At 40.3% G+C, this 26132-nt stretch carries 29 protein-coding genes; 16 read left to right on the top strand and 13 right to left on the bottom strand.

Annotation, left to right across the window (positions count from 1 at the left end):
- Positions 1-555 precede the first annotated feature (555 nt).
- The 5 genes from I592_RS21695 (at position 556) to I592_RS15530 (ending at position 3352) form a co-directional block, all read left to right on the top strand.
- Positions 556-708: a hypothetical protein gene (locus I592_RS21695; RefSeq protein WP_010778737.1), complete on the top strand. Its 153-nt coding sequence runs from the start codon at positions 556-558 to the stop codon at positions 706-708.
- Between the two features lie 589 nt (positions 709-1297).
- The gene (locus I592_RS22300) at positions 1298-1420 is read left to right on the top strand and encodes a DUF6440 family protein (RefSeq protein ID WP_371191034.1); all 123 of its coding nucleotides are present in this window, start codon (positions 1298-1300) and stop codon (positions 1418-1420) included.
- 190 nt (positions 1421-1610) lie between these two features.
- A complete protein-coding gene (locus I592_RS15535; protein WP_010778738.1) occupies positions 1611-2099 on the top strand; it encodes an MGMT family protein in 489 nt (162 codons plus the stop codon).
- Positions 2100-2914: 815 nt separating this feature from the next.
- Entirely contained in the window at positions 2915-3043 is a 129-nt protein-coding gene (locus tag I592_RS22180; RefSeq protein WP_257007169.1) for a hypothetical protein, read from the top strand.
- A 93-nt stretch (positions 3044-3136) separates the two neighbouring features.
- A complete protein-coding gene (locus I592_RS15530; protein WP_010778740.1) occupies positions 3137-3352 on the top strand; it encodes a hypothetical protein in 216 nt (71 codons plus the stop codon).
- A gap of 73 nt (positions 3353-3425) precedes the next feature.
- On the opposite strand, the gene I592_RS15525 is transcribed toward I592_RS15530, so the two are convergent.
- Together I592_RS15525 and I592_RS15520 are read right to left on the bottom strand one after the other, a co-directional pair.
- Positions 3426-4148: a CPBP family intramembrane glutamic endopeptidase gene (locus I592_RS15525; protein WP_010778741.1), complete on the bottom strand. Its 723-nt coding sequence runs from the start codon at positions 4146-4148 to the stop codon at positions 3426-3428.
- 136 nt (positions 4149-4284) lie between these two features.
- Complete coding sequence (locus I592_RS15520; protein WP_010778742.1) at positions 4285-4662, bottom strand: nuclear transport factor 2 family protein; 378 nt, start codon at positions 4660-4662, stop codon at positions 4285-4287.
- A gap of 223 nt (positions 4663-4885) precedes the next feature.
- Here I592_RS15520 and I592_RS15515 point away from each other — a divergent pair, with 223 nt between their 5' ends.
- The 4 genes from I592_RS15515 (at position 4886) to I592_RS22175 (ending at position 7806) form a co-directional block, all read left to right on the top strand.
- Complete coding sequence (locus I592_RS15515; RefSeq protein WP_010778743.1) at positions 4886-5428, top strand: hypothetical protein; 543 nt, start codon at positions 4886-4888, stop codon at positions 5426-5428.
- Positions 5429-5729: 301 nt separating this feature from the next.
- The gene (locus I592_RS15510; RefSeq protein WP_010778744.1) at positions 5730-6644 is read left to right on the top strand and encodes a hypothetical protein; all 915 of its coding nucleotides are present in this window, start codon (positions 5730-5732) and stop codon (positions 6642-6644) included.
- A gap of 588 nt (positions 6645-7232) precedes the next feature.
- Positions 7233-7685: a LysM peptidoglycan-binding domain-containing protein gene (locus tag I592_RS15505; RefSeq protein ID WP_010778745.1), complete on the top strand. Its 453-nt coding sequence runs from the start codon at positions 7233-7235 to the stop codon at positions 7683-7685.
- The gene (locus tag I592_RS22175) at positions 7672-7806 is read left to right on the top strand and encodes a hypothetical protein (protein WP_257007170.1); all 135 of its coding nucleotides are present in this window, start codon (positions 7672-7674) and stop codon (positions 7804-7806) included. Before I592_RS15505 ends, I592_RS22175 begins: the two co-directional genes overlap by 14 nt.
- Positions 7807-8126: 320 nt before the next feature.
- On the opposite strand, the gene I592_RS15500 is transcribed toward I592_RS22175, so the two are convergent.
- Complete coding sequence (locus I592_RS15500; protein WP_010778746.1) at positions 8127-8528, bottom strand: hypothetical protein; 402 nt, start codon at positions 8526-8528, stop codon at positions 8127-8129.
- Between the two features lie 95 nt (positions 8529-8623).
- On the opposite strand from I592_RS15500, the gene I592_RS15495 reads away from it, so the two are divergent.
- Both I592_RS15495 and I592_RS15490 read left to right on the top strand, forming a co-directional pair.
- The gene (locus tag I592_RS15495) at positions 8624-9529 is read left to right on the top strand and encodes a helix-turn-helix transcriptional regulator (RefSeq protein WP_010778747.1); all 906 of its coding nucleotides are present in this window, start codon (positions 8624-8626) and stop codon (positions 9527-9529) included.
- Positions 9530-10043: 514 nt separating this feature from the next.
- A complete protein-coding gene (locus I592_RS15490; protein WP_010778748.1) occupies positions 10044-10526 on the top strand; it encodes a hypothetical protein in 483 nt (160 codons plus the stop codon).
- 515 nt (positions 10527-11041) lie between these two features.
- Here the strand turns inward: I592_RS15490 and I592_RS15485 are convergent.
- Positions 11042-11524: a hypothetical protein gene (locus I592_RS15485; RefSeq protein ID WP_139243522.1), complete on the bottom strand. Its 483-nt coding sequence runs from the start codon at positions 11522-11524 to the stop codon at positions 11042-11044.
- A gap of 423 nt (positions 11525-11947) precedes the next feature.
- Between I592_RS15485 and I592_RS15480 the strand changes: the two genes are divergently transcribed.
- Both I592_RS15480 and I592_RS15475 read left to right on the top strand, forming a co-directional pair.
- The gene (locus I592_RS15480) at positions 11948-12322 is read left to right on the top strand and encodes a BlaI/MecI/CopY family transcriptional regulator (protein WP_010778750.1); all 375 of its coding nucleotides are present in this window, start codon (positions 11948-11950) and stop codon (positions 12320-12322) included.
- Positions 12319-13446: a M56 family metallopeptidase gene (locus I592_RS15475; RefSeq protein WP_010778751.1), complete on the top strand. Its 1128-nt coding sequence runs from the start codon at positions 12319-12321 to the stop codon at positions 13444-13446. Before I592_RS15480 ends, I592_RS15475 begins: the two co-directional genes overlap by 4 nt.
- Before the next feature lie 263 nt (positions 13447-13709).
- On the opposite strand, the gene I592_RS20800 is transcribed toward I592_RS15475, so the two are convergent.
- Entirely contained in the window at positions 13710-14474 is a 765-nt protein-coding gene (locus tag I592_RS20800) for a helix-turn-helix domain-containing protein (protein ID WP_010778752.1), read from the bottom strand.
- 308 nt (positions 14475-14782) lie between these two features.
- On the opposite strand from I592_RS20800, the gene I592_RS15465 reads away from it, so the two are divergent.
- Complete coding sequence (locus I592_RS15465; RefSeq protein ID WP_010778753.1) at positions 14783-16366, top strand: oligosaccharide flippase family protein; 1584 nt, start codon at positions 14783-14785, stop codon at positions 16364-16366.
- 145 nt (positions 16367-16511) lie between these two features.
- Here the strand turns inward: I592_RS15465 and I592_RS15460 are convergent, their stop codons facing one another.
- Positions 16512-17954, bottom strand: a complete 1443-nt coding sequence (locus I592_RS15460) for a DUF2142 domain-containing protein (RefSeq protein WP_010778754.1) — start codon at positions 17952-17954, stop codon at positions 16512-16514.
- A gap of 333 nt (positions 17955-18287) precedes the next feature.
- On the opposite strand from I592_RS15460, the gene I592_RS15455 reads away from it, so the two are divergent.
- Positions 18288-19067, top strand: a complete 780-nt coding sequence (locus tag I592_RS15455; RefSeq protein ID WP_010778755.1) for a C39 family peptidase — start codon at positions 18288-18290, stop codon at positions 19065-19067.
- A gap of 171 nt (positions 19068-19238) precedes the next feature.
- Here the strand turns inward: I592_RS15455 and I592_RS15450 are convergent, their stop codons facing one another.
- The 7 genes from I592_RS15450 to I592_RS15420 all read right to left on the bottom strand — a co-directional run bounded on the left by I592_RS15450 (position 19239) and on the right by I592_RS15420 (position 25069).
- Positions 19239-20165: a carbon-nitrogen hydrolase family protein gene (locus I592_RS15450; protein WP_010778756.1), complete on the bottom strand. Its 927-nt coding sequence runs from the start codon at positions 20163-20165 to the stop codon at positions 19239-19241.
- Between the two features lie 294 nt (positions 20166-20459).
- On the bottom strand, positions 20460-21272 hold the full coding sequence (locus I592_RS15445; protein WP_010778757.1) for a sugar phosphate isomerase/epimerase family protein: 813 nt from the start codon (positions 21270-21272) through the stop codon (positions 20460-20462).
- 11 nt (positions 21273-21283) lie between these two features.
- Positions 21284-21721: a type II 3-dehydroquinate dehydratase gene (aroQ, locus tag I592_RS15440; protein WP_010778758.1), complete on the bottom strand. Its 438-nt coding sequence runs from the start codon at positions 21719-21721 to the stop codon at positions 21284-21286.
- Between the two features lie 17 nt (positions 21722-21738).
- Positions 21739-22113 (bottom strand): VOC family protein, encoded by a 375-nt coding sequence (locus I592_RS15435; RefSeq protein ID WP_010778759.1) that lies wholly within the window; start codon positions 22111-22113, stop codon positions 21739-21741.
- Positions 22106-23044 (bottom strand): ketopantoate reductase family protein, encoded by a 939-nt coding sequence (locus tag I592_RS15430; RefSeq protein ID WP_010778760.1) that lies wholly within the window; start codon positions 23042-23044, stop codon positions 22106-22108. The genes I592_RS15435 and I592_RS15430 overlap by 8 nt, the downstream gene beginning before the upstream one ends.
- On the bottom strand, positions 23041-23481 hold the full coding sequence (locus I592_RS15425; protein ID WP_010778761.1) for a MaoC/PaaZ C-terminal domain-containing protein: 441 nt from the start codon (positions 23479-23481) through the stop codon (positions 23041-23043). Before I592_RS15425 ends, I592_RS15430 begins: the two co-directional genes overlap by 4 nt.
- A gap of 1 nt (position 23482) precedes the next feature.
- Positions 23483-25069, bottom strand: a complete 1587-nt coding sequence (locus tag I592_RS15420) for an acyl CoA:acetate/3-ketoacid CoA transferase (protein ID WP_010778762.1) — start codon at positions 25067-25069, stop codon at positions 23483-23485.
- A gap of 90 nt (positions 25070-25159) precedes the next feature.
- Here I592_RS15420 and I592_RS15415 point away from each other — a divergent pair, with 90 nt between their 5' ends.
- A complete protein-coding gene (locus tag I592_RS15415; RefSeq protein ID WP_244265195.1) occupies positions 25160-26104 on the top strand; it encodes a LysR family transcriptional regulator in 945 nt (314 codons plus the stop codon).
- Positions 26105-26132: the final 28 nt, after the last annotated feature.

Genomic DNA, 26132 nt, shown 5'->3' with positions numbered 1-26132 from the left:
AATTGAGGTGGAAAATTTTTTTAATTGTTCCTTGCTAGATGTTCGCGGCATCTAGTGAGGATTTTTTATTTACCCCATTGGTTTGGTCTGAAAGAATCTTATAAACAATTCTTAGGATTTTTTGTATAACCAACTTTTTTTAAAATCATTAATATGATAAAATTTGTAGGGGTGGTATTTTGAAAGTAACTAATCAGGTTATATCAAGGTGTCTTTTTGCGTTTTCGTTTGTTCTATTTATTCTGTTAGCTTTTAGAATATCTCTAGACTTACTAGTGTTTCATCGGATGATCACTATCGATATGATCATTGATAGAACATTCGGCTATCTTCTCCCTTGCTTATTATTTGGGGGTTTCGGTATTTATTTCAAAAAACGATAACTGTTAAGAAAGAGCTATCATTTTTGATGGCTTTTTATTTATATAATAACTCCAACAATTAGAGTTATGTTGCTTCCTCCGCTTACAGAATTATTTAAAAATCCACATTGCTCTTTTTCTTCATATACATTAAAATTTATTTTATATTTTGAACAAGAAAGAGGTGAGCTACATGCAGTTTGATCATATTGTTCTTTATTCCCTTAAAGAGTTTAACAGCAATAAAGAAAAAGAAGGGTACTTTCCAAAAGACGGGCACGTGATTAATGTTTTTCTTAGTTCTAACACAGGTACAAATCGTGTTGCTGTAGGTTTTAAAAAATAGGATTTGGGAACTGAATAATAAGTGAGCAGGCAATTTTTGACTGTTTACTTATTATTCAAAACTCTGCTATAGCCCCAAATACCGCACCTTCCCTGACGCTAGTTTCTCAGCTAGCATAAAAATCACTTTAAATAATTTAACTACATAAACTTTTGTCACTTTTTCTTGTGGTATACTTAAAAGAAAAATTGAAGGTGATTATTTTGTATTTTAAAAAGAATGGTATGGCCGTACAATCATTAATTTATTACTTTATTCTGTGCTCAATTATGATTTTTGTTTCGGATTTCTTTTCAAATTTTATCTTAAAAATTTTGGTTGCAGTAATCATTACTTGTCTTGGTGAGATAATTCTGTCCACTGCACTAAAATTTTATAAAAGAGCTTGACCCTTTAAGCATTCTTGGAATGCTTTTTTCTAATTTCAGAATGTATTTAGATGTCATTGTTTTCATCGAACGTTTACTATCTATCTGGTTATTGATAGAATACTCGGTTATGTTCTTCCATGCTTATCCTGCTTTGGTCTTGGTATTTATTCTAGAAAACGCTAACTATTTGAATTGTTAAAGCTAATAAAAATCAATATTTGGTTATCGTTGATGAAACAACCGGGGTAAATTATCTTTGCGTCCCAACAAGCGGTGTGACACCTCTTTATAATCCAGATGGTAGTTTAATCGTTACTCCTATAGATAAAGAAGTTAGGTAACAAATTTCGTAACTTTCCTATTTTCTAATTTTTTATATTGCTTTCAAAATGTGAATAAGTTAGTCTAAAATTAGAATCTATTACGTCAAGAAGGAAAAAATGATTGATCATGGATCTGGAAGCGTTCTTCTTTTTTTAACTTTTTTCTTTTTACTATTTTTCGTCCCATTTTTAATTAGGAGGTTATCTTATGGCAAACGAAGATAAAAAAGATTTTAATGCAATGCTTCATAAAAAAAGCGATATGCCAAAAATTCAAATTCTTACCGATCCTGATGCTATTCGTAAATTTGGTGGCGAGAAAATGTTCTTTGCCCCAGCTCTTACTTACAACGACATCATGAAAAATGTCCCTAAAGGAAAACTAATAACTGTGGCAACTATTCGAGAATACTTAGCCAAAGAAAATGACGCTGACTTCACGGAAGCTATGACTGCTGGAATTTTTGTATCCATTTGTGCTTGGGCAAGTTATCAACGAACTGAAGATAAAATACCATACTGGCGTACTTTAAAAACAAAAGGTGAGTTAAATCCGAAGTACCCTGGAGGCATTGCGCTACAAAAAGAAAAATTAATCGCTGAAGGACACATTATTATAGAGAGAGACCGTAAAAATATTCGATATTATGTTGAAAACTACGACCAGGCATTGTTTAATTTAAATTTACTAAAATAGCCTTTGTATTCTTTATCAATAGAAACGAAAAGTCTTTTACGTTATGTTTAAAAAAATGTGGTGCTAATAGAGAAGGCGTGATCAGCGCAAAATTGCTCAACCTTCTTGCTATGAACCTATGATTCAAATAATTAATCCCTAAACTCCTAACAAAAGATAGGAGTTTTTTGCTCGATAGCCCCAAACTTGGGCTGTTTTCTCCGGTTACTAACTAACGTGATTATTGTTATTTTTTTACTCTCTAATTCCATTGCTTAAGCCTTCTTTCATTTGATATACTAAAAGGAAAAGGGAGTTGTTGATTTGATTAAAAACTATCACGCTTTTTTCAAATTTTCTATTGCTCTAACGGTGCTGTGCTTTTTTCTAGGCAACATTCAGAACAACTCATTTCTAGAATTTGCGAAAGGCTTTTCTACATCTTTATTAATTGTGAGCGCTATATTTAAAATTAAGAATGATCGTTCACCTGAAACGAACTAATTATCTAGTTCGTTTTTTTACTTGATAGCCACAAACAATCCGCCTTCCCTATAAATTTTTCAGTGAATATATCAGCTTGGTAGCACTAACCTTTCTCTTTTTTGTGATGCGTTCAACGGATTACCACTCATTTTTTCTAATTGCTTTGATCGAACTCCCGATTCCGTTAGTCGTTTTCCTTTTCAGAAAGATCAAGCGAAATACTCAGTGACTTTTTTCTCCACCATGCTCTCCATTGCACGACGTTCTACTTCCCAATTATTCTGTCTCAAAGGCTGATTCCCCTTGTTCATCCCCACTTAATACGGCATACTGAAATGAGGGGGATGAACTTGAAAATACGGCGTGTATTGCCTATCGTAGCCATTTGGTGGATTGCGATGGCTGCTTGTGGGATGATCACAGGAATCACCATTTCCAACAATTTGAAAGATAGAGACCAGCTTCGGAAAGACTCCTGATTGTGAGTCTTTTTCTGTACCTCATGCACTACCGACTATTACCGCCTCGATAACCGTTGATTTTCGCCATTCTCACAAAAAAGGAGCGCTCTCATGCGAACGACCACTATTTCAATCACTTTAGATCACTCACGGATCATTCTCTTTTCTTACTTGATCCCGTTTTTAATCAGCTATTATTTCCTGAAAAAAACAACGCGGAAGCACCCTCTTCTCTATGCGTTGCTCCTTGCGGCAATAACAGGAACGCTCTTGGCTTTCGCCACCATCCGACTCTCCTCTGCCTTCATGCGGGAGTTCACGTTTTAGATTCATGGACCAGAGAAGTTTAAAAAAGCTCAAACGGCAGGACCATTTGAGCCTTTTTGTGTATTCTTGATTTTTACTTAAATGCCATCGGCAACAAGCTGATCATGTCGTAGAGAAAATGACAGATCCAAGATACCCACACGGAGCTGGACCGTTTCCATAAAAAGTTCAGGACCAGACGAAGCGGCGCCAGTGTCAGCAGTAATTGCAGCGGATGGAAGCCATAGGCCGTGACGTGCCAGAAGGCAAAGAGCAGTGCGACGAGCACCGACGAAACAGTAAAGGACAGTCCCTTCTTTTCAAACGCGATCAGCAAGTTCGTCGAGATCAGCTCTTCCCCCATCAGCATGAATGGAATCTGCGTCAAAATGAAGACGAGGGAGATCGATGAATCGATGCTATTGGTCGTTGGTTTTCCTGCGATCATATGGAAAAGCAGTCCGAATGCAACGCCTGTAAGGATCGTCAGCGGAATACCGTATAAGAGCGTCTTGAATTTGAAATGCTTAAATTGCTGGATAAAATCGTCCTTTAAAAAGAAAAAACCAATAAGTCCTGCGAAAAGTGCATTGAATAAAAAGCCGATGCCCTTCATCGCACCAGCAAGCGGCGTCATGGGCAACACTAGAAATAATACCGCAACAAGGATCGTTAATCCGATGGCTGCGTTGGCTCGTTTTTGAATCGTCATGTTTTCCTCCTTTTGATGATGAAGAGGGTGACGAGAGCCGCCAGTATCCCCCGATGAGCCCTTCCATAACGGCAAGGAATTCTCTGAGGCACAGCCCTTTTTCATTCTTCAACATCCGTTCGTGTGATGCCCACTAATAATAGCAAAAAACACAAAATCAAGGAAATAAAACACTGTTGGAGAGCGGTTGCTTTTTCTAGTGACTCTTATGGGACAAAAAGTTCCTGGGCGTTATGGGGAATCATTCTTTTCCAGTGATTTTGCAGGGTCTGAACGTTTCATGCGTCGCTTCGTACTCTTCTATTTCTTGGATAGTGTTTCCATCAAACCGAATCATTGATACGCCATCAAAGGAATAAAGTTGTTCCTCTCTTGCCTCAAAATACCATCTTACAAAGAAGCGGTCTTCACTTACTTGAAAAATATCCTTTATCTCCCACTTTAAAACAACCTGCTTCTGTACCATTTCATTGATCCATAGATGGATTTCTTCTATACCCGCATAGACTGCTCCATAACATTCACGGTAAATGATATCCTTAGAAAAATACGAATCTAGAGATGTAAAATCTCTCGTGACCCACATAGAGAAATAGTGCCTAATCCTTTCTTCCTTCATGAGTGAGTCCTCCTTTCTTGCTATCTTTTTCTTCTATTATAACAAGGGAACAACAAGAAATATCCTCGCGTCCATCTTTCCGAACCTAAATCAGTATCATTCTTACCTAATACATGTGAAAAACTATAGTCATTCTTTCAAAAAATTTATATACTATTAGTGTAGATAAATTTTCGGATGCTTGAATTCACAAAAAATTAAAAAAATGGTTAGGACATTGGCTATGGAAGTGAACGATAACTTTTTAAAACTTCAAATCACTACACTGGATATGTTTAAAATGTTGCTATTTGGCTCATCCATAATGGGTGGCATTATCGCTGGTGTCAGTTACGGCATTTATTTACTTTATGGCTTATTCAAGAAGGATACTTTAGCAAGTATTCTCTTGATTTTTAATACAATAACCCTTTGGAATTTTATACCGATTTTACTATTAATAGTTGTGGCATTCCGAATTTCCAGTATTTTTTTCTTTCAAGGTCTTAGCGACTTACTTTTTTTAATGAAACATCAAGGAATTATTTTCTATATGGATATTAAAGGAATGCAATTTTATAATTTTAATACGAAAGAATTTAAAACAAAAACCTGGGCTGAATTTGAAGACGTGGGCTGCTATAAACAAGAATCCGAAAAATTATCCTATAAAAATCAAATTAAGTTTACTGATGGAGATGTTTACAACTTTGATTTACGAGGAACCATTTCTACAAAAGAATTTCAAGAAAAAATCGAAGACTTTTATCTAAAGTATTGTGATTAGTACTTGTCCAGCAAATTTTATAAACAAAAACAACAAAACTGAAAATTTAGAATTATTAGCTGCATTATTTCGTTGGCTTACAGAACAAATCAGACTTCTTTTTGTTCACTTTCTCCAAGAGAATACTCGATGTTCTGTAGCGCGCTGTGGTTTTTAGTTTCTTCTTTCCCTTCGCAGATTTCCCCACACTCTTCTACCCTTTTATTCCGATAAAACCTTAGATCAATTTCCGTTATTTATTCGTTCGTTGCAAGCTGTTGCAGTATAATAATTATAAAGTCTTTTTAGGGTGGGGTTAATTATGCAAAGAAATCAAAATCAAATGATAAAGAAAAACACACGATTAAAATGGACGGTCCTGCTATTGAGTTTAATAATCCTAATGTTAGTCTGTGCTTTTTTTCTTAGCATTCTGGGAAATGCTCCTTCTTCTTCCGGCCAAAACGGGGGTGTGAACACTTCTAGTACAGATCGGTCTAGTGATAGTTCCATAGATACTACGGACTCATCAACTTCTGTTAAGAACGAACAACAAACTAATGAGACGTCCTATAGCGTTACTTTTAATGGGTATCCTGAAGCTAGCGGCACTTACGGAACTATAAAATTTCATCTGGTTACAGGTAAATCAAATGATGGCATTGAACTAACTTATAATTCTCCAAACTTTCAGCAAACACAATCTGCGTTACTTGTTCCCATTACGATACCTACCAAATCATTGAAAGTAAACGAACATTCTTCTGTGAAAATCGTTAAAGTGAATACTGAACTAAAACTGGATACTGTCGCTGCTGCGGCAACTAAAGAATTTTTTTATCCTTTTAATGAAAACGATACAAGAGTATACGCGTATTACATGAACAACGGGCATATAGCACTTGCATTTCAGCCTCATTCAAACGTAGACCAATATCAAGTAATCGAATTTGATCCATCACTCACTTCAAATACTACTGACGCTCCAACCTATGAAGAAGCTAAGAAAATTATGCAAGAAAAATACCAAACGGATGATAGTGTATATGCTGATCTTGGATCTTCATCCGATAGAAATGGTGCGTATAGAAAAATCAAAGCCACTAGCGTTAGCATGAAGGAAGATGGTGGTTCTGGCACTCTCGGGTTTTTGAAAGTTTATTCTGACGGTATTGTGGTGGAAACAAGCGATGGAAACTTTGAGCATTCAAACGAAAATCACTACAATGTAAATTGAGAATACGCTCTTATACTCTTTTGCTACACCATGTCGTTTATAGACTACACGATTCCTGTAGTTTCTTCTTTCAAAACAGACCTCAAATACCCTTTACAACTCCCCCTGCTTCGCTTACGATCATTGAAAGGAGTTGGGGAAATGAACGTTCTCATGATTGCTATCTTTTTACTTTTTATCATACTTTGTAGTTATGGCTTTTCTTTGAATCAATACCACACGTCAAAAATAAAAAATAGACTCCTCCGAGCTTTCATTTCGGGATTTCTAGGCGTATTGGAATTAATTACTACTGCATTTATCTGACGAAATAAACAGCCGGTCACTCATAAAAGTGTCCGGCTGTTTTTAATTTCTTCTACGATATTCCGATAGGTTGCATTAACCGAATAATTCGATAGGTTGCTAGACTCTGACGTTCATATTGATAAAAAAGAGAAAATTTGATTTTTACTCATATTATCTAATTAATACTTATTATAATGACCGTTATCGCGATAAAATCTGATAAACTTAACCTATGGGATATGTACGATTCGTTTCATAAGCTGCATGGTTTTAATTAAATCAACGTAATGGAGGTAGAGTATGAAAAAGTATAAAACGTTTTTATTGGGTATTTCACTTTTAGGTTCACTCACTTTAGGGGTTCTTTATGGCACTGATGTAGCCGATGCTTCCACTTGGCAACCACGTTCAGTTGAACAAATAAAAAATGATATTGACGATTCTGGTCAATACACCGTCCAGTCTGGAGACACATTGTCCGCAATCGCTGAAGCATTGAATCTAGATCTCACAGTATTCGCTTCGGCAAATAACATTAATCACATCGACCAGATCAACGTGGGAGATATTTTGATTACTAAGATCAGCACCTCGATGACACAAGCGCCAACTTTCATTCCACCGAGTGCAAGTATTCCAACAGAGAGCGCCTATCAAGAGTTTTATTACGAGGAGCCACAGGCTGACACTACCACGTATTTTGAAACTCCTGCTGTCGAAGGTTCTGGGGACACTTCACGTGCCTCCTTCTGATTTCGAGCCGGTTCCACTACTAGAGCCACAAGTAGAAGATGATGAAGACGACGAGTCATTGGAAAATCCACACGATTCTGTGGAACCTGAATTGCCAGCAGTAGATAATAAAGAACAATAACACCTATTACTCTGATTAGTACCTATTTTTCTCGATAGGTACTTTTTTATTCTAAGATTGTCAAATCGAGTGCAATACTTTATCAAAGAAGACTTTATAAGGTGTCTTCAAATCTATACAGTTTCTAGATCTGATATTCAGTTTTTCAAGCAAAAGCTCGATCAATGGGCGTGATCCATGACGAGACGCCAACGATCCCCCTGCGTATGGGCAGGGGGATTCTCGTGCTGGGATGATTTCAAATATTGGCCGCCTGTGACTTTCCTCGGCGGCTGGGTTTTCGTTTCTTGTGTGATCTGGGCGGGGTACTGAGTCGGAAGCTAGAGAATTCCTATGAAAATCGCCTGTTCCCCAGTAGGTGTGTAGGCTTCATAATCGAACCCATATGCGCGGTGGAGCGTCTGGGCGTCTTCTTCTGCCCATATTTGCTTCCAAGTATTTAGGATGCCAAATTCGTCCGAGGCATCCACGGCATATTCCTTCCAGCGATAGTTCGCTGTATCGAAATTAGACGCTGTCTCCGTCTCTGTGCCGATTGAGACAGAATAATCGCCCTTATAATCACTTTCATACTCATGGTACACCGCCACGATCGTTTTGCCTTGTTCCTTCGCCTGAGCAATAGCAGGCGCATTTCGCTGCCAAAGACCGATAATTTTTTCCTGAATCGCTGCATCCTTGAAATTGTTCGTGCGTACCGTATCAAAAATCGAAAACTTCATGTCAATTCCTCCTCACGACTATGGTTAAATAGTACTATAGATACTATGACACCTTTTGTCATCATTTAGCGAAAACTTTTGGAGGAGAATCGGAAATGACGAACGAGCGCCTATTTGGAATTATTTATCACCTTTTAAATACAAAACGAACGACCTCAAAAGAGCTGGCGGCTCTGTTTGAAGTGTCGACGCGGACTATTTTTAGAGATATCGATGCCCTCAGCGCTCTCGGCATCCCCATCTGTGCAGATACTGGCAGAAATGGCGGGATTTACCTGATGGATCACTTTGTATTGGACAACGTGTTACTGTCAAAAAAGGAACAGGAGCATTTGCTGCTGGCACTGACAAGCATAAAAACGATTGTCCCAGAGGAAAGCAACAGCTCCTATTTAAAATTACAGTCCCTGTTCAATCTCTCCTATGAGAGTTGGTTAGACATCGACTTTTCCCCGTGGTATCAAGAGAAAAAGGAAGACACCTTCGACAGTCTCAAATCAAGTATCTTAAATAGGAGGAAAATCACCTTCGATTATCTAAATTCCTACAATCAACACACGAAAAGAGTCTGCAAGCCCTTAAAATTGCTCTTCAAATCTCAAACCTGGTACTTGCAAGCCTTTTGCCTGAACAAAAATGAATTTCGGATGTTCAAAATCAGCCGCATGCACTCATTGCAGCTTCTCGATGAGACCTTCGACCCGATAGCGCCGCCTGAAACCCCTGCCCTCAGTCGGAAAGAAGAGACTATTTCTTTGACCCTGTTGTTTTCTAAAGACATCTTGTATCGCGTGTTCGATGAATTTGATCATGCAGACATCGCCCTGCAAAAAGAGGGCACGGCGATCGTCTCCAGCCAGCTACCCGACCAAGAATGGCTGATCAGATACTTATTATCCTTTGGCAAGCACCTGAAAATCATCCAGCCCACCCGCATCCGAGACCGCGTCCGAAAAGAACTGACGAACACGCTCTCACAGTATCTTTCTTTGGAGGAATAACGACTCTGAAGGGCTGCTAGAATGTGTTTTTTCCGCATTTTCATGGAATAAAATCACTGAAATTAAGGAGCTCGATGATTCCATCCTCTGTTCGGTAACTGTCTCAAAATGACCTACAATTCTTTTTACAAATTTCCTCGTAATGTTTGTACTGAATTCCAAACTTTCTTGAAATTGCCAGTATTTTTATACTCAATGTCAAACTTTCGAGATATTGCCAGTATGTTTGTACTCAATGTCAAACTTTCGTGAAATTGCCAGTATGTTTGTACTCAACGTCAAACTTTCATGAAATTGCCATTATGTTTGTACTCAATGTCAAACTTTCGTGAAATCACTAGAATATTTGCACTCAATGTCAAACATATGCTTAAAATGCATAAATGATTTCGATGCTCTGGGTGGGCTGACAAGTGAGACACCAAGGGCATTTGACAGCTTATTCGTCTATCCATGACTTGGCGTTTATACTATACTGAAACTGAAGGATACTTTACGGCGAAAGGAGTTTTTTATGGGCACGTATAGAAAGAAACGTTTAATAGGATTATTTCTGTTGGTTTTGATCGCCCTCTTGCTACTCACGCCACTAAAAAAATCAGCCGATAAAACGACAACAGAAACGACCCTTTCGAGTGTCGCTTCCTCTGTCGCCCCTCCAGAAGATCCCGGTGATTCCACCGCATTTTTGGCACAATTTTCAGGAAAATGGCGGTCAGAAGAGATCGCTCAAATCATTGAATTCAAGCAGATCGAGGGCGTCCCTGTGGCTGTGATAACAAACGAGAAGGCCCCCAACGAGGATGGAATCGTTGATCTGAAAGGGGCAGACTATCTTTCCTCACATGATCATTGGATACTAACCCCTCTGAAAGCCGCTGATTTCCGCTACAATCTTAAGCAGTTGTCTCAGAATGAGATACAATTTTACTCTTTTACAACGAAGGAAAACTCAGAAGGTGTTTCAAAACCGTTGATTTATTCTAAGGTGGATTAGAGAGTCAATTAGTTCCTTCTTAGTACCCGTTTTCTTGTTGCGTTTGTACTGAATTCCGAACAAGCTTCATTTAAGATTGCCGTCATTGTTGTTTGTAGCAGATGCAAAACAAAGGAAAGTATTGTATGGACATTCGAAAAGTTTTACACGAATACTCTCATTTAAAACTCTGAATACGAAATTATAAGAAAAAGAGACTGTAGACAACAGCCGTTATATGGCTGTTGTCTACAGTCTCTAAGCTAATCTGAACTTTCTCTTTCTCAAAATCATTTGTCAGAAAGCTTTAATTACCTAACCCATTAAAAAATATTTTTTCTTATGCTTTGAAATATACACCAAAACAGTTTCATAGGATCTAAGTAGATAAGAACTTCCTCCAAATGAATCTCTATGGCTACTCGTATGATTAGAAATAATAGGACTACTAAAAGAACGTAACGTACAATCCACTTTATTTTTTTCACTTCCTATACAGCTTCCTCGGCATATCGCCGTGCTAGAGACAACATATATTAAGGTGTTTTTTTGTCTTTTCTAAGTCTAATTTTTTCTACTTCTTTTCCTTGGTTAACAATTCGTAGCTCTATTTGTTTTTTATTTAATTTTGTCAGGTGATATTCTATCGTATTGCCAGATTTTGCTAAAACAATGTTTTTTCTAGTAGAATTCACAGCTATCAAGACATTCTCTGTTAGCAGTTGATCCTCTTTTTTTATATTCCATACTTTACAATGGTCATTTTTTGCTTTGAATGAAAATAAGACTGATTTATTCGACCAACTACCCTCCACCCATGCAGCGTTATTATCAACCATTCCATTTATAAGACTCATGCATGCAACTAGTGACAAAACAACTAAACAAAGTAGTATCTGTCGCTGCCTTCTAGACAGACACTTTACTTGCTTTAAGAAACGATACAGATAGCTATCGACGTGTTGTAAAAATTGATATAATCCATTATTTTTGACTATCACTGAGATACCACCAATCATTTATCGATAAATATAGAGTATCACATAAATATTGACAAAACAATTAAATATTTTGTCTATAAAATAGTAATACGTCAATTGTATAATGTTTTGTATGATGTACTTTTATCGAGTGTTACGTGGGAAAATTGTATCTATGTATCGAATTGAAGCATTCCAAGTCCGTTAGAACGCATCTGAACCATTAACCCTAAGACCCATTTCCGATGCGATTTCTTCATGCAGCATTCTTATACAACTCGGTGAATTGCTTCTTTCTTCTTGTCCTTCAGCCCTCCTTTCCTATCGCTTTTCGACTTTAACTGACTAAAATATAAAAATACCAATTGACTATTTTTTTATTCTGTCAATATACAATTATTTATTACTTAAATAATTGTTTCGCTATGCTATAATATGAACTTGAAAGGACGTGATAGTCTAATGAAAAAGTACGAAGTAACCAACAAAGAATTGGACGTTTTGAAAATTTTATGGGAATCTCAAAAATCACTAACTGCTAAAGACATCCATACGATCAATCCCGATTTAGTTCTAAGTACTATTCAAATATCTTTGAAAAAGTTGATCAAGAAGAAGCTAATTGAAGTAAAAGATATCGTATACAGCGGTACCGTATTGACCAGAAGTTACGTTCCTTTAGTATCGGAAGAAGCTTTTGTGATTGATCAATATGCAGGCTTGAATATTTCAGTTTTATTAAGCGAATTCTTAGGTAACAGCTCTTCAGAAAAAATGAGCGAAGAACTTGAGGAACTCGAAGAAATCCTTCGTCAAAAGAAGAGGGATCTCCAATGATAATTTCTTTTGCAGCTCTTTTATCAACATTAATACTAAGTTCTGGAATCGTTTTATTTTTAGTGCTTTTACTAAAGAAAATGCGGATAAATCAGCTTTTATCCGCAACGTTGCTTATGATAGTCAGTGTTGTTTTTATTATCCGTTTATTTTTTCCAGTAGAGTACTTTTTTACAATAACCATTCCTTCTGATCGTCTACTTCCAAAAATTGACTCGTTGCTAAATAAGGAGCTCCTTTTAGCGGGGAGCACCTCCTTTAGTGTTGGAAATTTACTTATTATTATCTGGCTTATTGGCAGCTTATTCTGTTTGATCCGTTTTTTTCTTGCCCTTCAAAAGGTTTATTTACTTAAACGTATTCTTAGCAAGAAGCCCAGCTTTTATTATAAGAATAAAAAAGTAGTCACTGTTGATCAAGCTATCCCCCCTTTTGTCATAGGACTTATCCGTCCAATCATTGTACTCCCTGAATTAACGATTTCTGAAAAGCAAAAAAAATACATCTTAGATCACGAGTTGTTTCATATCTCAAGCTATGATATATGGATCAAGTATTTATATGAGATTCTTTCGATAATTTACTGGTGGAATCCTGTGATATACATTTTTAAGGACTCTTTTAACCAAATTATTGAGCTAAAAGCGGATGAATTTGTCGTTTCTCAATTGGATCAAACAGAAAAAATCGACTATGTCGAAACACTCTTACACGTCGGGAAACACATTGATCGGAGATGTTCAGATAAAAATATCTCCTACTTTCCTTCCTTTGCTTCCAGCAAGCAGTATCAATTAATTGATCGTGCTAACAGTATTTTCTCAGAACGTAGGAATAAGCCGCACAAATTAATTATTTTACTCTCGTCAATATGTTGTTTCTATTTATCGAGTTGCATTGTCTTTGAATCGTATATCATTGATCCTGAGGTTGAGAGCAGTACGATTGAGCTCACTAAAAAGGACAGTTTTTTAGTGAAGGTATCTGAAGACAACTACAAAGTTTACAACAATGAACGGTATCTATTTGAAGTTTCAGAAGAAGATCGAAAAATACAATTTCCAAACTTAAAAATTTATAATTCTGTAGAAGAAGGAAAAGATTGGTTTAAAGAAAACAATTAGCTTAATTTTAGAAACATCATTCATTTTATTTGCTTTCCCGACAAGTAGCTATACTGAGGAGATTCTCAAAACTCAATGATCCAGCCACATGCTAATATTGTTAAATGGAGATATAAAGAAATTAATGGCGTTGCTCTAATTTAGTCAAAAACAGGCAAAGTAGCTAACACACTACTCTGCCTGTTTATTCTTGTTGATGCGATTATTTTCTAACTTAACAATGGTTCGCTCTTTAATAGAGGCGCTTTCCATCTTTGTTCTCCTTACCCTCTGATTTTGTCAAAATAACTTCCTAAAACATAAAACAATGCGGATAAAATAACGCACGGGATGGTACTAGTGAGCGTGCTGAACCACAGCGGCTCACTGTGGACGAAAAGGTTCGTCAGAAATCCTCCCACGATCCCGAGTAAGAAAAAGAGCGAGAAGGAATAGTAAAGAGACCATTTCATTCTTTTTTGAATCAAAACGACACTCCAAATTAGCACCAGCCAAAGAAGGCTTACCGGAAGTGCTATCCCCACAAAAAAGGACCCTTGGATATAGTCGGATTGCTGCAACGTGACATCTAGCAAGCCTAAAAAAGTGAGTAATAGTAGACTACCGCCGCCCATCAAAAGATAAGGATGCCAACGGTTCCTCTTGGCAAAAAAATACACCAAGGCGTCTGCGGTCGCTAATGAAAGTACGACGATCAACGACCACGTAAGCGTGCGATCCAAAAGCACATTCACCAGCACACAAATCCCCATGCTCAGTAGCGTCACTAAATAAAAGGCCATGCCCAAAAATTTTCTATTCATTGTTTTCTTGACTCCCTTCACCACGTGTTGATCTTCTTTTAACAAAATATCTAAAGAAATCTGGTAAAGCTCGCTGATCGCGACGATCGTCTCCAAGTCTGGGTAATTCTTCCCCAGCTCCCAATTCGATACCGCCTGCCGAGACACGTACAGTTTTTCAGCCACTTCCCCCTGTGTTAAATCGAGTTCCTTCCGTTTACTTTGAAGCTTTTCCCCGATGGTCATTTACTTGCCTCCTTGAATTTACCCTATCAAATTCCTGTAAAAAAGCCTATCAAGCATCTCTTGCATCCTTGATATAAAGGGATTTACAACTATTATATCGTTTTATTAAGGGGTTGTGATTACTTTTCTTTTTTGGAGAAATTTGTACTGAAGTCCAAACATACGAAGATCATCGGTGTTCTTCGACTCAGCATTCCAAATCCTTTACCAGAGTATCGTTTGTTAATTAATGTTTAAGAAGAACAGTTGTTATGCAACCGCATGAATGACTATATTTATACTTACTATAGTAGGGTGGAGGTTTGGAAATGAAGAAAAAATTACTCGCGGGGACTTTTTGGCTCTCTTTATTTAATATGATTTGCAAGGTGTTGGGATTTGTTTATCTGATTCCTTGGCTGAAATTCATGGGTACGATCCAAGATCAGCAGACAGCTCAAGCACTTTATAATGTTGCGTATTTGCCTTATGCGTTGTTTCTATCACTAGGTACGGCTGGATTTCCTAGTGGGATTGCAAAAAAAATTGCTGGGTTAAATAGGACGGGAAATAGAGTTCAAATAAAGGAATTATTCCAAAGTGGCTTGGCAGTCATGGAAGTGATCGGAATTTTTTCCGCTTTATTAATGTTCATTTTTGCCCCTGTTTTAAGTAAAATAAGTCCGATCGTTGATCATGCTGCTGGTACTACCGCCATACGAAGCCTTTGCTTTTCCTTGCTGCTCATTCCCATACTCAGTGCGCTGAGAGGGTACTTTCAAGGCTTAAACCTTAGTTTTCCATTTGGTATTTCCCAGCTTATTGAACAGTTGGTTCGAGTGATTGTTATCTTGGCAGGAACGTATCTGATTCGAGTTCGTTTTAACGGGAGTATTTTATCGGCAGTTGTATTAAGTACCTTTGCATCCTGTGTCGGTGGCTTGTTTGCGATTCTTTATCTGCTTTTCGTCGGAAGAAAGAGGCATATGTTCCGACTTAAGCATTTTAGTTTCTCGCCTATAACATCTTTGAAAACGACAAGACATTTCGCTATCGATATCATCAAAGAATCCCTGCCCTTCGTTTATGTAGGGTCTGCTATTTCTATTCTGCAATTAATTGATCAGTTTTCGTTGAAGGCCTTGTATGTTCTGTTTTTCCCACAAGGCAGTCTGGGGGAACTTCAAACACTGTATACTCTGGCTTCCGCAAATCCCAATAAACTAGCTCCGATATTATTGGCTATTATTGGGTCGATCACCATTTCTTCTCTTCCTTTGCTGAGTATCCTACGAACGAAATCTGAATTATTGACAGGAATCTCTCAGATACTGCGATTAACATTTACCTTTTTGGTTCCGTCATCAATAGGAATGATGCTCCTAAGCATTCCTCTGAACACATTATTCTTTGGGTACAACTTAACTGGAAGTATGTACTTATCAGCAACGATTATTAGCACATCCATACTCGGCATTCTAACAGTCTTGCTCTCTATTTTACAAGCTCTGAGCTTCCATAAGAAGGCCATGCAATTTACTTCACTCACTCTTTTATTGAAGCTGCTTCTTCAAACACCTTGTATATATTTATTCAAGGGATTTGGGCTATCTATTGCGACAATACTCAGCTCAGTCGTTACAACAATTCTTGCTTATCACTTTATCGTTCGATCGCTTGATATTTACCCAATCGCGCACAATCGAAACTACTATTTGAAGGTAGTTCAATCGACTGCAGTCATGATCACCTTAAGCGTAATCGTCTTAAAAATCATCGCTAGTCTTTCTGAATTTAACAGCTTCTCTCAACCGATTGTTGTGATACTCCTAGTTGGGGGGCTCGGCGGACTGGCTTTTGTTGTGGTATTATTCAGACAAAAATTGAGGTCAAAATTGAGCACTCTTTTTTAAGAGATTCAATAGCAAATTGTTCCTCGGAATTTGCAAAGCTTCCAAATGCTAGAAACACGAAAGCCCCACTCATTGAAGAGTAGGGCTTCTTTTCGTTCCATGGCGAAGGCCTTAAAGAGTGCTGCGGCAATTTAATGATTCTAATTTACATAGCCGCTGGATAGCGACCAGTCAGCGTGACGATTGCAGCAATCAAAACGAGGACCAAAATTAGAGAGACAGCAATGTTCATCTTCATTGGTTTGATAGTCAACACTGCCTCTTTGCTTGAAAACAAAGGGACAACTACCAAACTGATTGGGATAAAGTATCTCCCTTGCAGGCCTTCGATTGAGGCTGTTCTTCCCACTTTGTTCCAAATTTGATACAAGGCGAAGAATGTGAGCAGCGTGTAAAGAGCCATCAGCACACATAAAAGGACTCGCTGGTAAACGATCAAGGATTGCCCGTCTTTCTCTTGGACTAAAGAACCTAAAATGAGGCTTGAAAAATACAGTACGATCCAATGCAGCCCCATCGGCGCATCTAATAGTCCAAATTTCCCAACAAAGGAATAGACAATACTGTCTCCCTTCACCCCAAATAAATAGTTTTTTCGTACGTTCTCAAAGAAAATCGATGGGTCTTTTAGAAATTGCGCCAATTGCTTGTCTGGATTCCCGAAATCTCGGTAAAGAAGCTGTTGATCGATCATCATTTTATTCCAGATAACATAACACAAAATACACGCTGCAAAAATGATGATTCCCCACACGGCCTTCCTTTTAATACTGAAGGACCTATTGGGAATCAAAAAGAAAAGCATTCCTAAGACAATCAACGTAGGCTTCAGCAGAACGAGCGTGATCATTAATAACGCGCTGATCAAAAGCTGCATATTCGATAGTCGTTCTTTTCCGATCAGACCCGTCAGCCAAGAGATGAACAGGAAGCTCATTGAAATGATCATCGCATCTCCTGATGTTGACGAAGCTAGAAAAAGTGCCATTGGGTTTAACGCCAGGACGGCAGCCCCCAGCTTAGAAAAGCGAAATTTCCAGATGGCAAAAAACATAATCAAGATATAGCCGAATAAATTTGCGTACCGTGCGGCATAGTATTGCCAAATCATCGGCTTGCCTAACGTTTTTCCGACGGCTATTCCCATTATTTGAGGAATATAATTGACGAAATAGTAATTTGTGATCCCGCCAGTCCCAATAAAGGCTTTCTCACCCTTTTCAATCTTGTCCTTGTCCACACCTTCGTAAAAATAGGGGAATTTTTCTTTTTTCCCATTCATATCTACTGCATAGGAGTTCATACTTTTTATTGTGTAAGGCACTTCGAAACCAAAATTCCCCCACGTACTCTCCTCTTTTCCCAGCTTCTCCTTGAAGGCTTCTGGACGTACCTTGAATTCTGAAAATGAATACGCCTTAATGAAATGCCCCACCTCATCCGGTGCCTGTAACGGCGGAACGATGTTTACCATCATCAGCCCAAAAATCAAGGACAGCAAGAAAAACAATCGGTTGGGAAAGGGCACCTTCTTCAATGACTCTAGTATACCCAAAACAACATCCGCTACCTTCTCGATTAAAATCACCCCTACTTTATAAAAATCCCCTCTAATTATACCTAGTATATATTAGCAATAATAGCGGATTTTAAAAGGATAGTAGATTAATCGGTCATATATTCATCAATTGCCTACTAAAAATAAGAAAATTATTAACGCGAGAGCGCATAATGAGGAAATGATGCCATGAAACGGACTTTTCCTATAGTTGTAATAAAATTCAAGACATTCCTCTTCCCTTGATCAATTGCTAGAAGAAAAATACTTCGAATAGAATATTTTTTATATTGCTAAAAGATTTCTCGAATGTTACAATTGCGTTACGAATTCGTAACAAAACTTTGTGAAGGAAGTTTTTTAATGATCAAGGAAAAAATGAACGTCCTCAGTACGCTTTTCAAAAAGAGGCGTCGCCTAAAGAAACCGGTAAAAGTCATTTTGATCCTCTTTTTACTGAATGTCTTTCTTTTTTCTTTAGCACTCATGGAGCATCAAAAGAAGAACACTCTTGAAGCCCATGCACGCAGCGCGAAGAAGGAAAATACCCTTCTTAAAAAGGAGTTAGCTGAAAAAGACGAGCTGATGCTGCAGCCTCAACGGGCCTATTCCTTAAAGGTCAGAGAGCTGTTAAAAAAAGAAAAATTGACGCACTGGCTTTTGCTGCAAACAGATGAGCGCTGGGCGAATGTATCTTATGGCTGGGGAGACGAAGCCCCGACCGTTGCGATGAACGGCTGCACGCTTGACGCGTTGGCCATCATTGACTCGCGGATAAAGAACAAGGAAATTTCTCCTGAGACCATTCTAAACTGGAGTAAAAATAACTACTTCACGGATCAAGGCACCTCATGGTCGATCTATAAGGATTTTGCGGAAAAAAATAAGTATACCTACAAGGATTTGGGCACAGATATTCAAAACGCACGCCCGTATTTAGAGAAGGATATCCCGGTTCTTGCTGCGGCGAAGCCCGGCATGTTCACAACGATCGGTCATACCCTCGTCTTGACCCATGTCAGTGATCGCGGCTATCGACTGCTAGATCCCAGCGATAATTCCCTGAAGAACCATTCGCTGACTACCTATTCCGAGGAGCAATTATCCCCTGAACTCGTTCATTATTGGGTGATTTATGACTGAGTGTCTATCCTCCAGAAAAGGCATAAAGAATCCACTACACCCTCTGTAGATAGCCAAACTATTTGTCAGAAGCTCGCTGCTTCTGTCATTAATTCATCTAAAAACGTCTGGTTGCTTCTATTAATAGAGCAATCAGACGTTTATTTATACTTTTAAAAAGAAATTCAATCGTTAGTTTTCTTTGACTTCCAAGTGAAAGATATCAGGACGTGAATAGTGCCCCGTCGAATCGAAGTCCATTCTGCTAAGTGGAACTTGTTCCATATCCAGCTCTTTGTAGAGAATGGTTTCTTGAGACCACACAGGGTCCACGAGATACTTCCCAAAAGGACTGACAATACAACTTCCTCCGGGACATAAATCTTCAGGCAAATGGTCTAATTCACTCCGATAATGCAGGCCTTCTGGGTAATGAGATTTTGTGACATACTGATTACACCCAATCACGAAACAACGCCCCTCCATCGCAATGTGCTGCATCGTATGCTGCCATTCTTCCCGATTGTCTGCCGTAGGTGCCAAGTAGATCGATACCCCTTTTTGATACAACGCAGCTCTAGCCAATGGCATATAGTTTTCCCAGCAAATCAGCCCGCCAATCGTTCCAAAGTCTGTATCGACAGTGGAAATAGCGCCCTCATTACCATCTCCCCAAATGCAACGCTCCGTGCCTGTAGGTTTCATTTTTCGATGCTTAGAAACGATTTTCCCTTCTGGGCTAAAGATAAGAAAGCTACAATACAGCGTACAATTTTTAGGGTCTCTCTCATTGATGCCAATCGCAACATACGCATTGGCCTCCTTCGCGGCCTCGCCGATTCTTTCAGTATCTGCACTAGGAACGACTACAGAATGATCGTATAGGAGTTTCCAGTCCTCTCTGCCTTCCATCGTTCTGCTTCCGACAACGAACCCATACGAAAATCCTCTAGGATAACACGGAATAAATGCTTCAGGAAACACAATTAGATCTGCTTCTTTTTCCCCCGCTTCTTGTATCAATTGGATTGTTTTATCAATCGTTTTTTCTTTATCAAATAGCACTGGGGCAGCTTGTACCACCGCTACCTTGCATTTGCTTTTGGTGAACGCAATCATAATTTGACCTCCTAACAGAATAAGTGAATCAATTATAACATCTTTATCTTTTATTTTTAATCTTTTATTCATTATATATACGACCGTACAGGTTAATTACATTTGATCGTTTCGTACATTTATCACTTCTGCTGTAAGAAACTTCTATAAACTCTACTTAATTCACGAAGCTCATACCCAGACTATATGATCGGTTGGCTATGCGTGTATTAGGTTCAGAATAAGTGATACAAAGACCCCGTCACAGTTGATGTGACAGGGTCTTTGTATGAATACGAGTAATCGGTATAGTCATTATTCTTCTGCGCCAAAAGCCGCTTTAAAAAATGCCAGTGTCTGCGCTGCATCGCTAGAAAGGTCGTCTGTAAAGGCTTCAACGCTGACTCTTCCCTGATAATTGATTGCCTGTAAGGTTTGGATAAAAGGTGCATAATGGGCATCTTCCGTCATCGATACAGGGAATCTGCGGCCTTGGATTTTTGCAAAATGGACGTGGGCCAAGTGTTCTGGTCCGTATGCCTCCAGATGCGTAAGGGGTTCTTTTTCCAGCATCAGATGGTAGTAATCTACCAATACCTTGACTGATTCGTGGTGGACGTGATTCGCGATCAGACAGCCTTCTTCAAAGGTATTGATGATGTTGCATTCCCCTTTATTCAAGGGCTCGATCACAAGCGTCAGCGCGTATTTTTCAGCCAAGGGGGCGAATTTTTTACAAAAATCGACGACTTGCTGGCAGCCTTTTTCTAGCGGAAAACCTGCCGGGACTGTTTTCGCATCGGGACTGCCGAAAACGACGAATTCGGCCCCTAAGCGGTTGGCCCGGTGGAAGGCGTTCTCGACATAGTGCAAAACGGCGGCCTCATCGACGGTCTCTCCGGTGATTCGCTGGCTTGCTGGCAAGAAGCCGTTGCAGCCTTCACAGCGAATCCCTGTTTTGGCGATTTCGCGTTGCAGCGCGTCGAATGCTTCTTCTGACAGCTCCATGACCGTTGACAACGGGAGCTCAAGGTAGTCATAGCCGCATTCGGCAATGGTTCGGATATTTTCTCGGCTGATCCCTTCTTTTCCGGGAGCAATAAAATTGAAACAGGCACCAAATCGCATCGCTGGCCTCCTTATTCTGTCATCGTCGCGGCTGCGCGCAGGGCCAATTGGTAGGTTTCAAATCCAAAGCCTGCCATGACACCGCGGGCTTTTTCTGATAAGACAGAATGGTGGCGGAATTCCTCCCGCGCGTGGACATTGGACATATGCATCTCAATAAAGGGAACTTCTAAAATCTCCAACGCGTCTCGAATGGCGTAGCTATAATGGGTCCATGCTCCTGCATTGATGATCACTGCGTCCACATGGTCTTTGTATCCTTGATGAATGCGATCGACCATTTTACCTTCATCATTGGTTTGATAGCTTTCGACTTCGACGTTTAATTCTTTTGCGAGCGTCGCCATGTTGGCATTGATCTCATCTAGCGTCACCGTTCCGTAATGTTTTGGGTTGCGGTGGCCGAACATATTATGATTGACTCCATGAAGCATTAATATTTTTTTCATGACTGGGTTCTCCTTTACTATTGCCAAGGCACAATGTCTAAAACATCTTTCACAGTGCCTGGATTTGCTTGTAAAATCTCAATACAAAGATCGTCTGGCAATTGCCACCAGTTCCCTCCCTGCGGCAACGGTTTGACATCGTAGGTTTTGATTTTTTCCAAGGCTTCTTTTTGATTGTCGGCCATGATCCCTAAGTGTCCGAGCTTCCCCGTCGGCTGCGGCTCTGTATTTTCAATCAACTGAATGCCCCCATACAGCCAAACTTGCCGCGGCTGACCGGGTTCTTCTTTTCTCATGCGTTCGGTGCAATTTAAGGTCGTTTGGAAGAACTCGATGTACCACTCAATGTCTGTGACGAAAAGAGCGACATGTTCGACATAGGCTTTAGTCATTCTTCATCACCTCGTTCTTCATTTCGATGCCCTTCACACAGGCAGTCAATGCGCTGTTTACAGGGGTAGGAATCCCCATTTTCACGCCCCAGCGAACGACCGCACCGTTGATAAAATCGACCTCCGTTTTTTGCTTTTTCTCTAAGCTTTGCAGGATCGATGTCTTAAATTCGTAAGGCAAGCCAACAGCCGCTTTTGCCCATACTTGAACGGGAACTTCGGTCGTTAAACGAATGTTGTTGGCTTTGGCGATCGCGACGCCTTCTTCGATCGCCGCAAAGGCTGTTTCTTCGATTTCCTTGATCTTGTACAAGTCGCCGTAGCCAAGTCCGGTGATTCCTGCCAATGCCCCTGTGGCGACATTGATCAGCAGCTTGTCCCAGATCATTCCGTTGATATTATCGCTGACCTTCGTGATGATTCCGCCATCGTTCAGCTCTTTCGCGATGGCTGTGATCCGCTCGGAATGACTGCCGTCCATCTCGCCGATACAGATTTCTTTGCCCTTCACACCGGGAATGACTTTTCCTGGCGCCTGAAGCACCCCGCCAACGTAGGCTTTTCCGCCAATAATCTTTTCGGAGCCGACTTGTTCTTCGATGATTTCTTCATTTCCTAGCCCATTTTGCAGGGACAATACGACGGTTTCTTCCCCAATCAATGGGAGTGCTTGTCGAATGGCGGCTTCTGTTGCGAAGGACTTGACCAATACGATGATCAGATCCATTTTATCTAATTCAGCAGGATTCATGACGGCTTTGATGGGTACACGGATTTCTTTGTCCTCTTCTATAAAGATCAATCCGTTTTGATTGATGGCATCCACATGCTCCTGCCACTGATCCACTAAGTAAACGTCCTTACCATGTAGCGCCAGCGTGCCGCCGATGGAACTCCCTAAAGCCCCCGCGCCTAAAAAACAGATTTTCATTCGGTCATCTCCTCTTCAGGAATAAATTTCAAAATGTGCTGTGCATACACACAAATGTCCCCCTTCTGATTGAAAATCTCTACATCCGAGTAGGTTTTCATCGCGTCTACATCTACTTTTTTCACGGTATACTTCGCTGTCACCGTATCTCCGAAGAAGACAGGTTTGATGAAGCGCAATTTGTCATACCCGTAGGAAACACTTGGGATGTCTGCTTTTGCTTGCTGCTGGATCAAGGTCGATGCCGTACACCCGAAGGAGAAGGTCAAGACCCCATGGACGATCCGTTCTTTGTAGGGTGTCGTCTTCATGAATTCTGCGTTCATGTGCATTTGACTGAAGTCTCCTGTGATCCCTGCGTACAGGTACACATCCGATTCACTGATTGTTTTGGTATAAGAGCACGTATCGTTGACTTTTAAAGGCAATTCTTTCATTCTATTTTCCTCCTAATTGGTTAGCTAACCATTCATCTTTAATGCCCATGATCGCTTCACTGAATAAACGCGCGTCCATCACCTGAAGCGTGTCTGAAATGATCGGGCGGAAACCCATTTGCTGTACAATGTCCTCTTCAATAGCCATATCGGGTGCGATCTCGATCAGTTCCAGCCCTTGCGCGGTCAATTTGAAAACGGCGCGTTCCGTCACATAATAGACCTCTTGGCCCCGCGCGATGGCCTCTTTGCCATTGAAGGTGATCTCAGGAACCTTCTCAATAAATTTCTTAAAGCGTCCCTCTTGCTGGATCGTCAGCTTCTGATCATGGATCGCCGTTTTTAAGCCCCCAGCCGTCAGCGTGCCGCAGAAAACAACTTTTTGCGTATTTTGACAAATGTCGATGAAGCCCCCAGTCCCGACGATTTTTCCATTGAAGCGATGCACATTGACATTGCCTATTGCATCCACTTCCGCAAAGCTTAAGAAGCAGACATCCAAGCCGCCGCCGTCATAAAAATCGAATTGTGCAGGCATATCCATCAACGCCCGGCTATTCAACGTCGCCCCAAAGAAGATTCCTTGAGCCGATTCGCCCCCGACTGCTCCTGTTTCAACCGTAAGAGTGAAGGCGTCCTGTATCCCTTCCTCTCTGGCGATGATCCCGATCCCATCAGCGATCCCGACACCGACGTTGCCGACATTTCCAGAACAGACCTCAAACAGCGCTCTGCGACCAACGACTTTTCGCTGATCCAAGGGAATCAACTCCGTAGAATCCAAGTAAGAGGTATAATCCCCAGAAAGGAATCGGTTGTTTCCACCGACATACAGTTGTGATTGGTCCTCATCCACTACGATCGCATCGACATAAAACCCTGGGATTTTTACCTGTCTCGGATGCAGTGTGCCAGCCTTTACGACCTTCTGCACCTGCACGATGACTTTTCCGCCATTGTTATGTGCTGCTTGGGCGAAGACCAGCGCGTCGCCATAAATGATTTCATCCTCCATCGAGATATAGCCGTCTGTGTCCGCGGTGGTCCCGCGAATCACCGCCACATCGATCGGTGTCGTTTTATAGAAAAGATAGTCCTTCCCATCAATTGTGCTTTTTTTCACTAATTCTTCCGTGGTTTTTTCATTTAATCGACCGCCACTCTGCTCGGGATCAATAAACGACCCTAAGCCAACATGGGTGAAGATCCCCGGCTGCTTCGATGCAGCGGCGCGTGTCAAATGACTGATGACTCCCTGCGGAAAATTGTAGGCTTCGATCTCATTTCGCTCGGCCATTTCTGCCAACCTTGGCGATTGCGCCCAATGACCGCCGATCACTCGCTTCACCATTCCTCGTTTTGCCAGCGGGGACATCCCGCGATCATTTCTATCCCCTAGCCCCGTCGCATGGATCAATGTCAGATCTGCTGGGTGCTGCTCCTCTTTAAATCGCTCTGCTAATGAACAGATGACCTTTGTTGGTTCCGTGATGCCTCCGCCAGCGCCGCAAAATCCAACGGTATCGTTGTCTTTGATCAGCTTGACTGCCTCTTGAGCAGACATTAGTTTAGACTGTTTCTTACCCAAAACGTCGCCTCCTTTTTCTTTATCATAGCGCGATCACTTCATAGAAGATAATACCGTTTTTTCTATTTTTAATAACTTTTAGTTATCGAAATGCGCTATACTGGAAACAAAAAAGGAGCGACTACGATGAATGTGCAGCAGTTGCGCTATTTTCTCCACTTGTCCAATACTCAAAACATGCAGCAATCCGCGGACGAGCTATTTATCAGCCAGCCCGCGCTAAGCAAATCCATCAGTAATCTAGAAGAACGCTTAGGAGTAAAGCTTTTTGACCGCGTCGGCAGGAGTATCCAATTAAATAAATTTGGTGCCCTCTATAAAAAACGTGTGCACCGCGCCATCAACGAATTGGATATTGGAAAAGAAGAGCTCTACTCCCTGACAAATGCGGAGAATGGCCGCATCGATCTTGGCTTCGTGTATTCGTTAGGACCCATTTTTATTCCGAATCTTCTAGCAGAATACGCGCAGATCAGCCATTTAAAAATTCGGGGAAACCAAAATAATACGATGAATCTACTGCTCCAGTTGCAGGAAGGAAAATACGATGCCGTCTTTTTTACCGGCAACGACAAGCACCCTGACCTTGACCAATTTTCTGATCTGACCATTTCGACCTTCCATACCCAACCGGTGGTATTTATCGTCAGCGAACTCTCGCCGCTTTCCAGTGAAAAATATTATTCGATCGAGGAGCTGTTAGCCTATGAGTTTATTACCTTTCACGAGCCAAGCACACTGCGGCCGCTCATCAATCATTTCTTTGCTGAAAAAAATCTGTCCCCGAAAATCACCTACGAAGTGCTGGACGATTTGACCTTACTCAGCTTAACAAGTAAAAATTTAGGCATTGGCATCTTCCCTAAATCAAGTATCATGAAAAATTTTGGCGTCCGCGAGATCTATATCAAAGAGACCTTTTTGACCCAAACCATCTATCTAGCCCAAAACCCGCTGCGCTACAAATCACCCGCAGTAAAAAAATTCATCGACTATGTAAAGAAAGAAGAAAAGAATTTGCTGAAGCATATTTAGGGGATTTTTGGGGAAATACAGCCTTTAT

It is taken from the genome of Enterococcus gilvus ATCC BAA-350 (assembly GCF_000407545.1).
Taxonomy (GTDB): Bacteria; Bacillota; Bacilli; order Lactobacillales; family Enterococcaceae; genus Enterococcus_A; species Enterococcus_A gilvus.
Note: the sequence above shows the minus strand (reverse complement) of the source record. Positions and strands in the feature narration are given on the sequence as shown.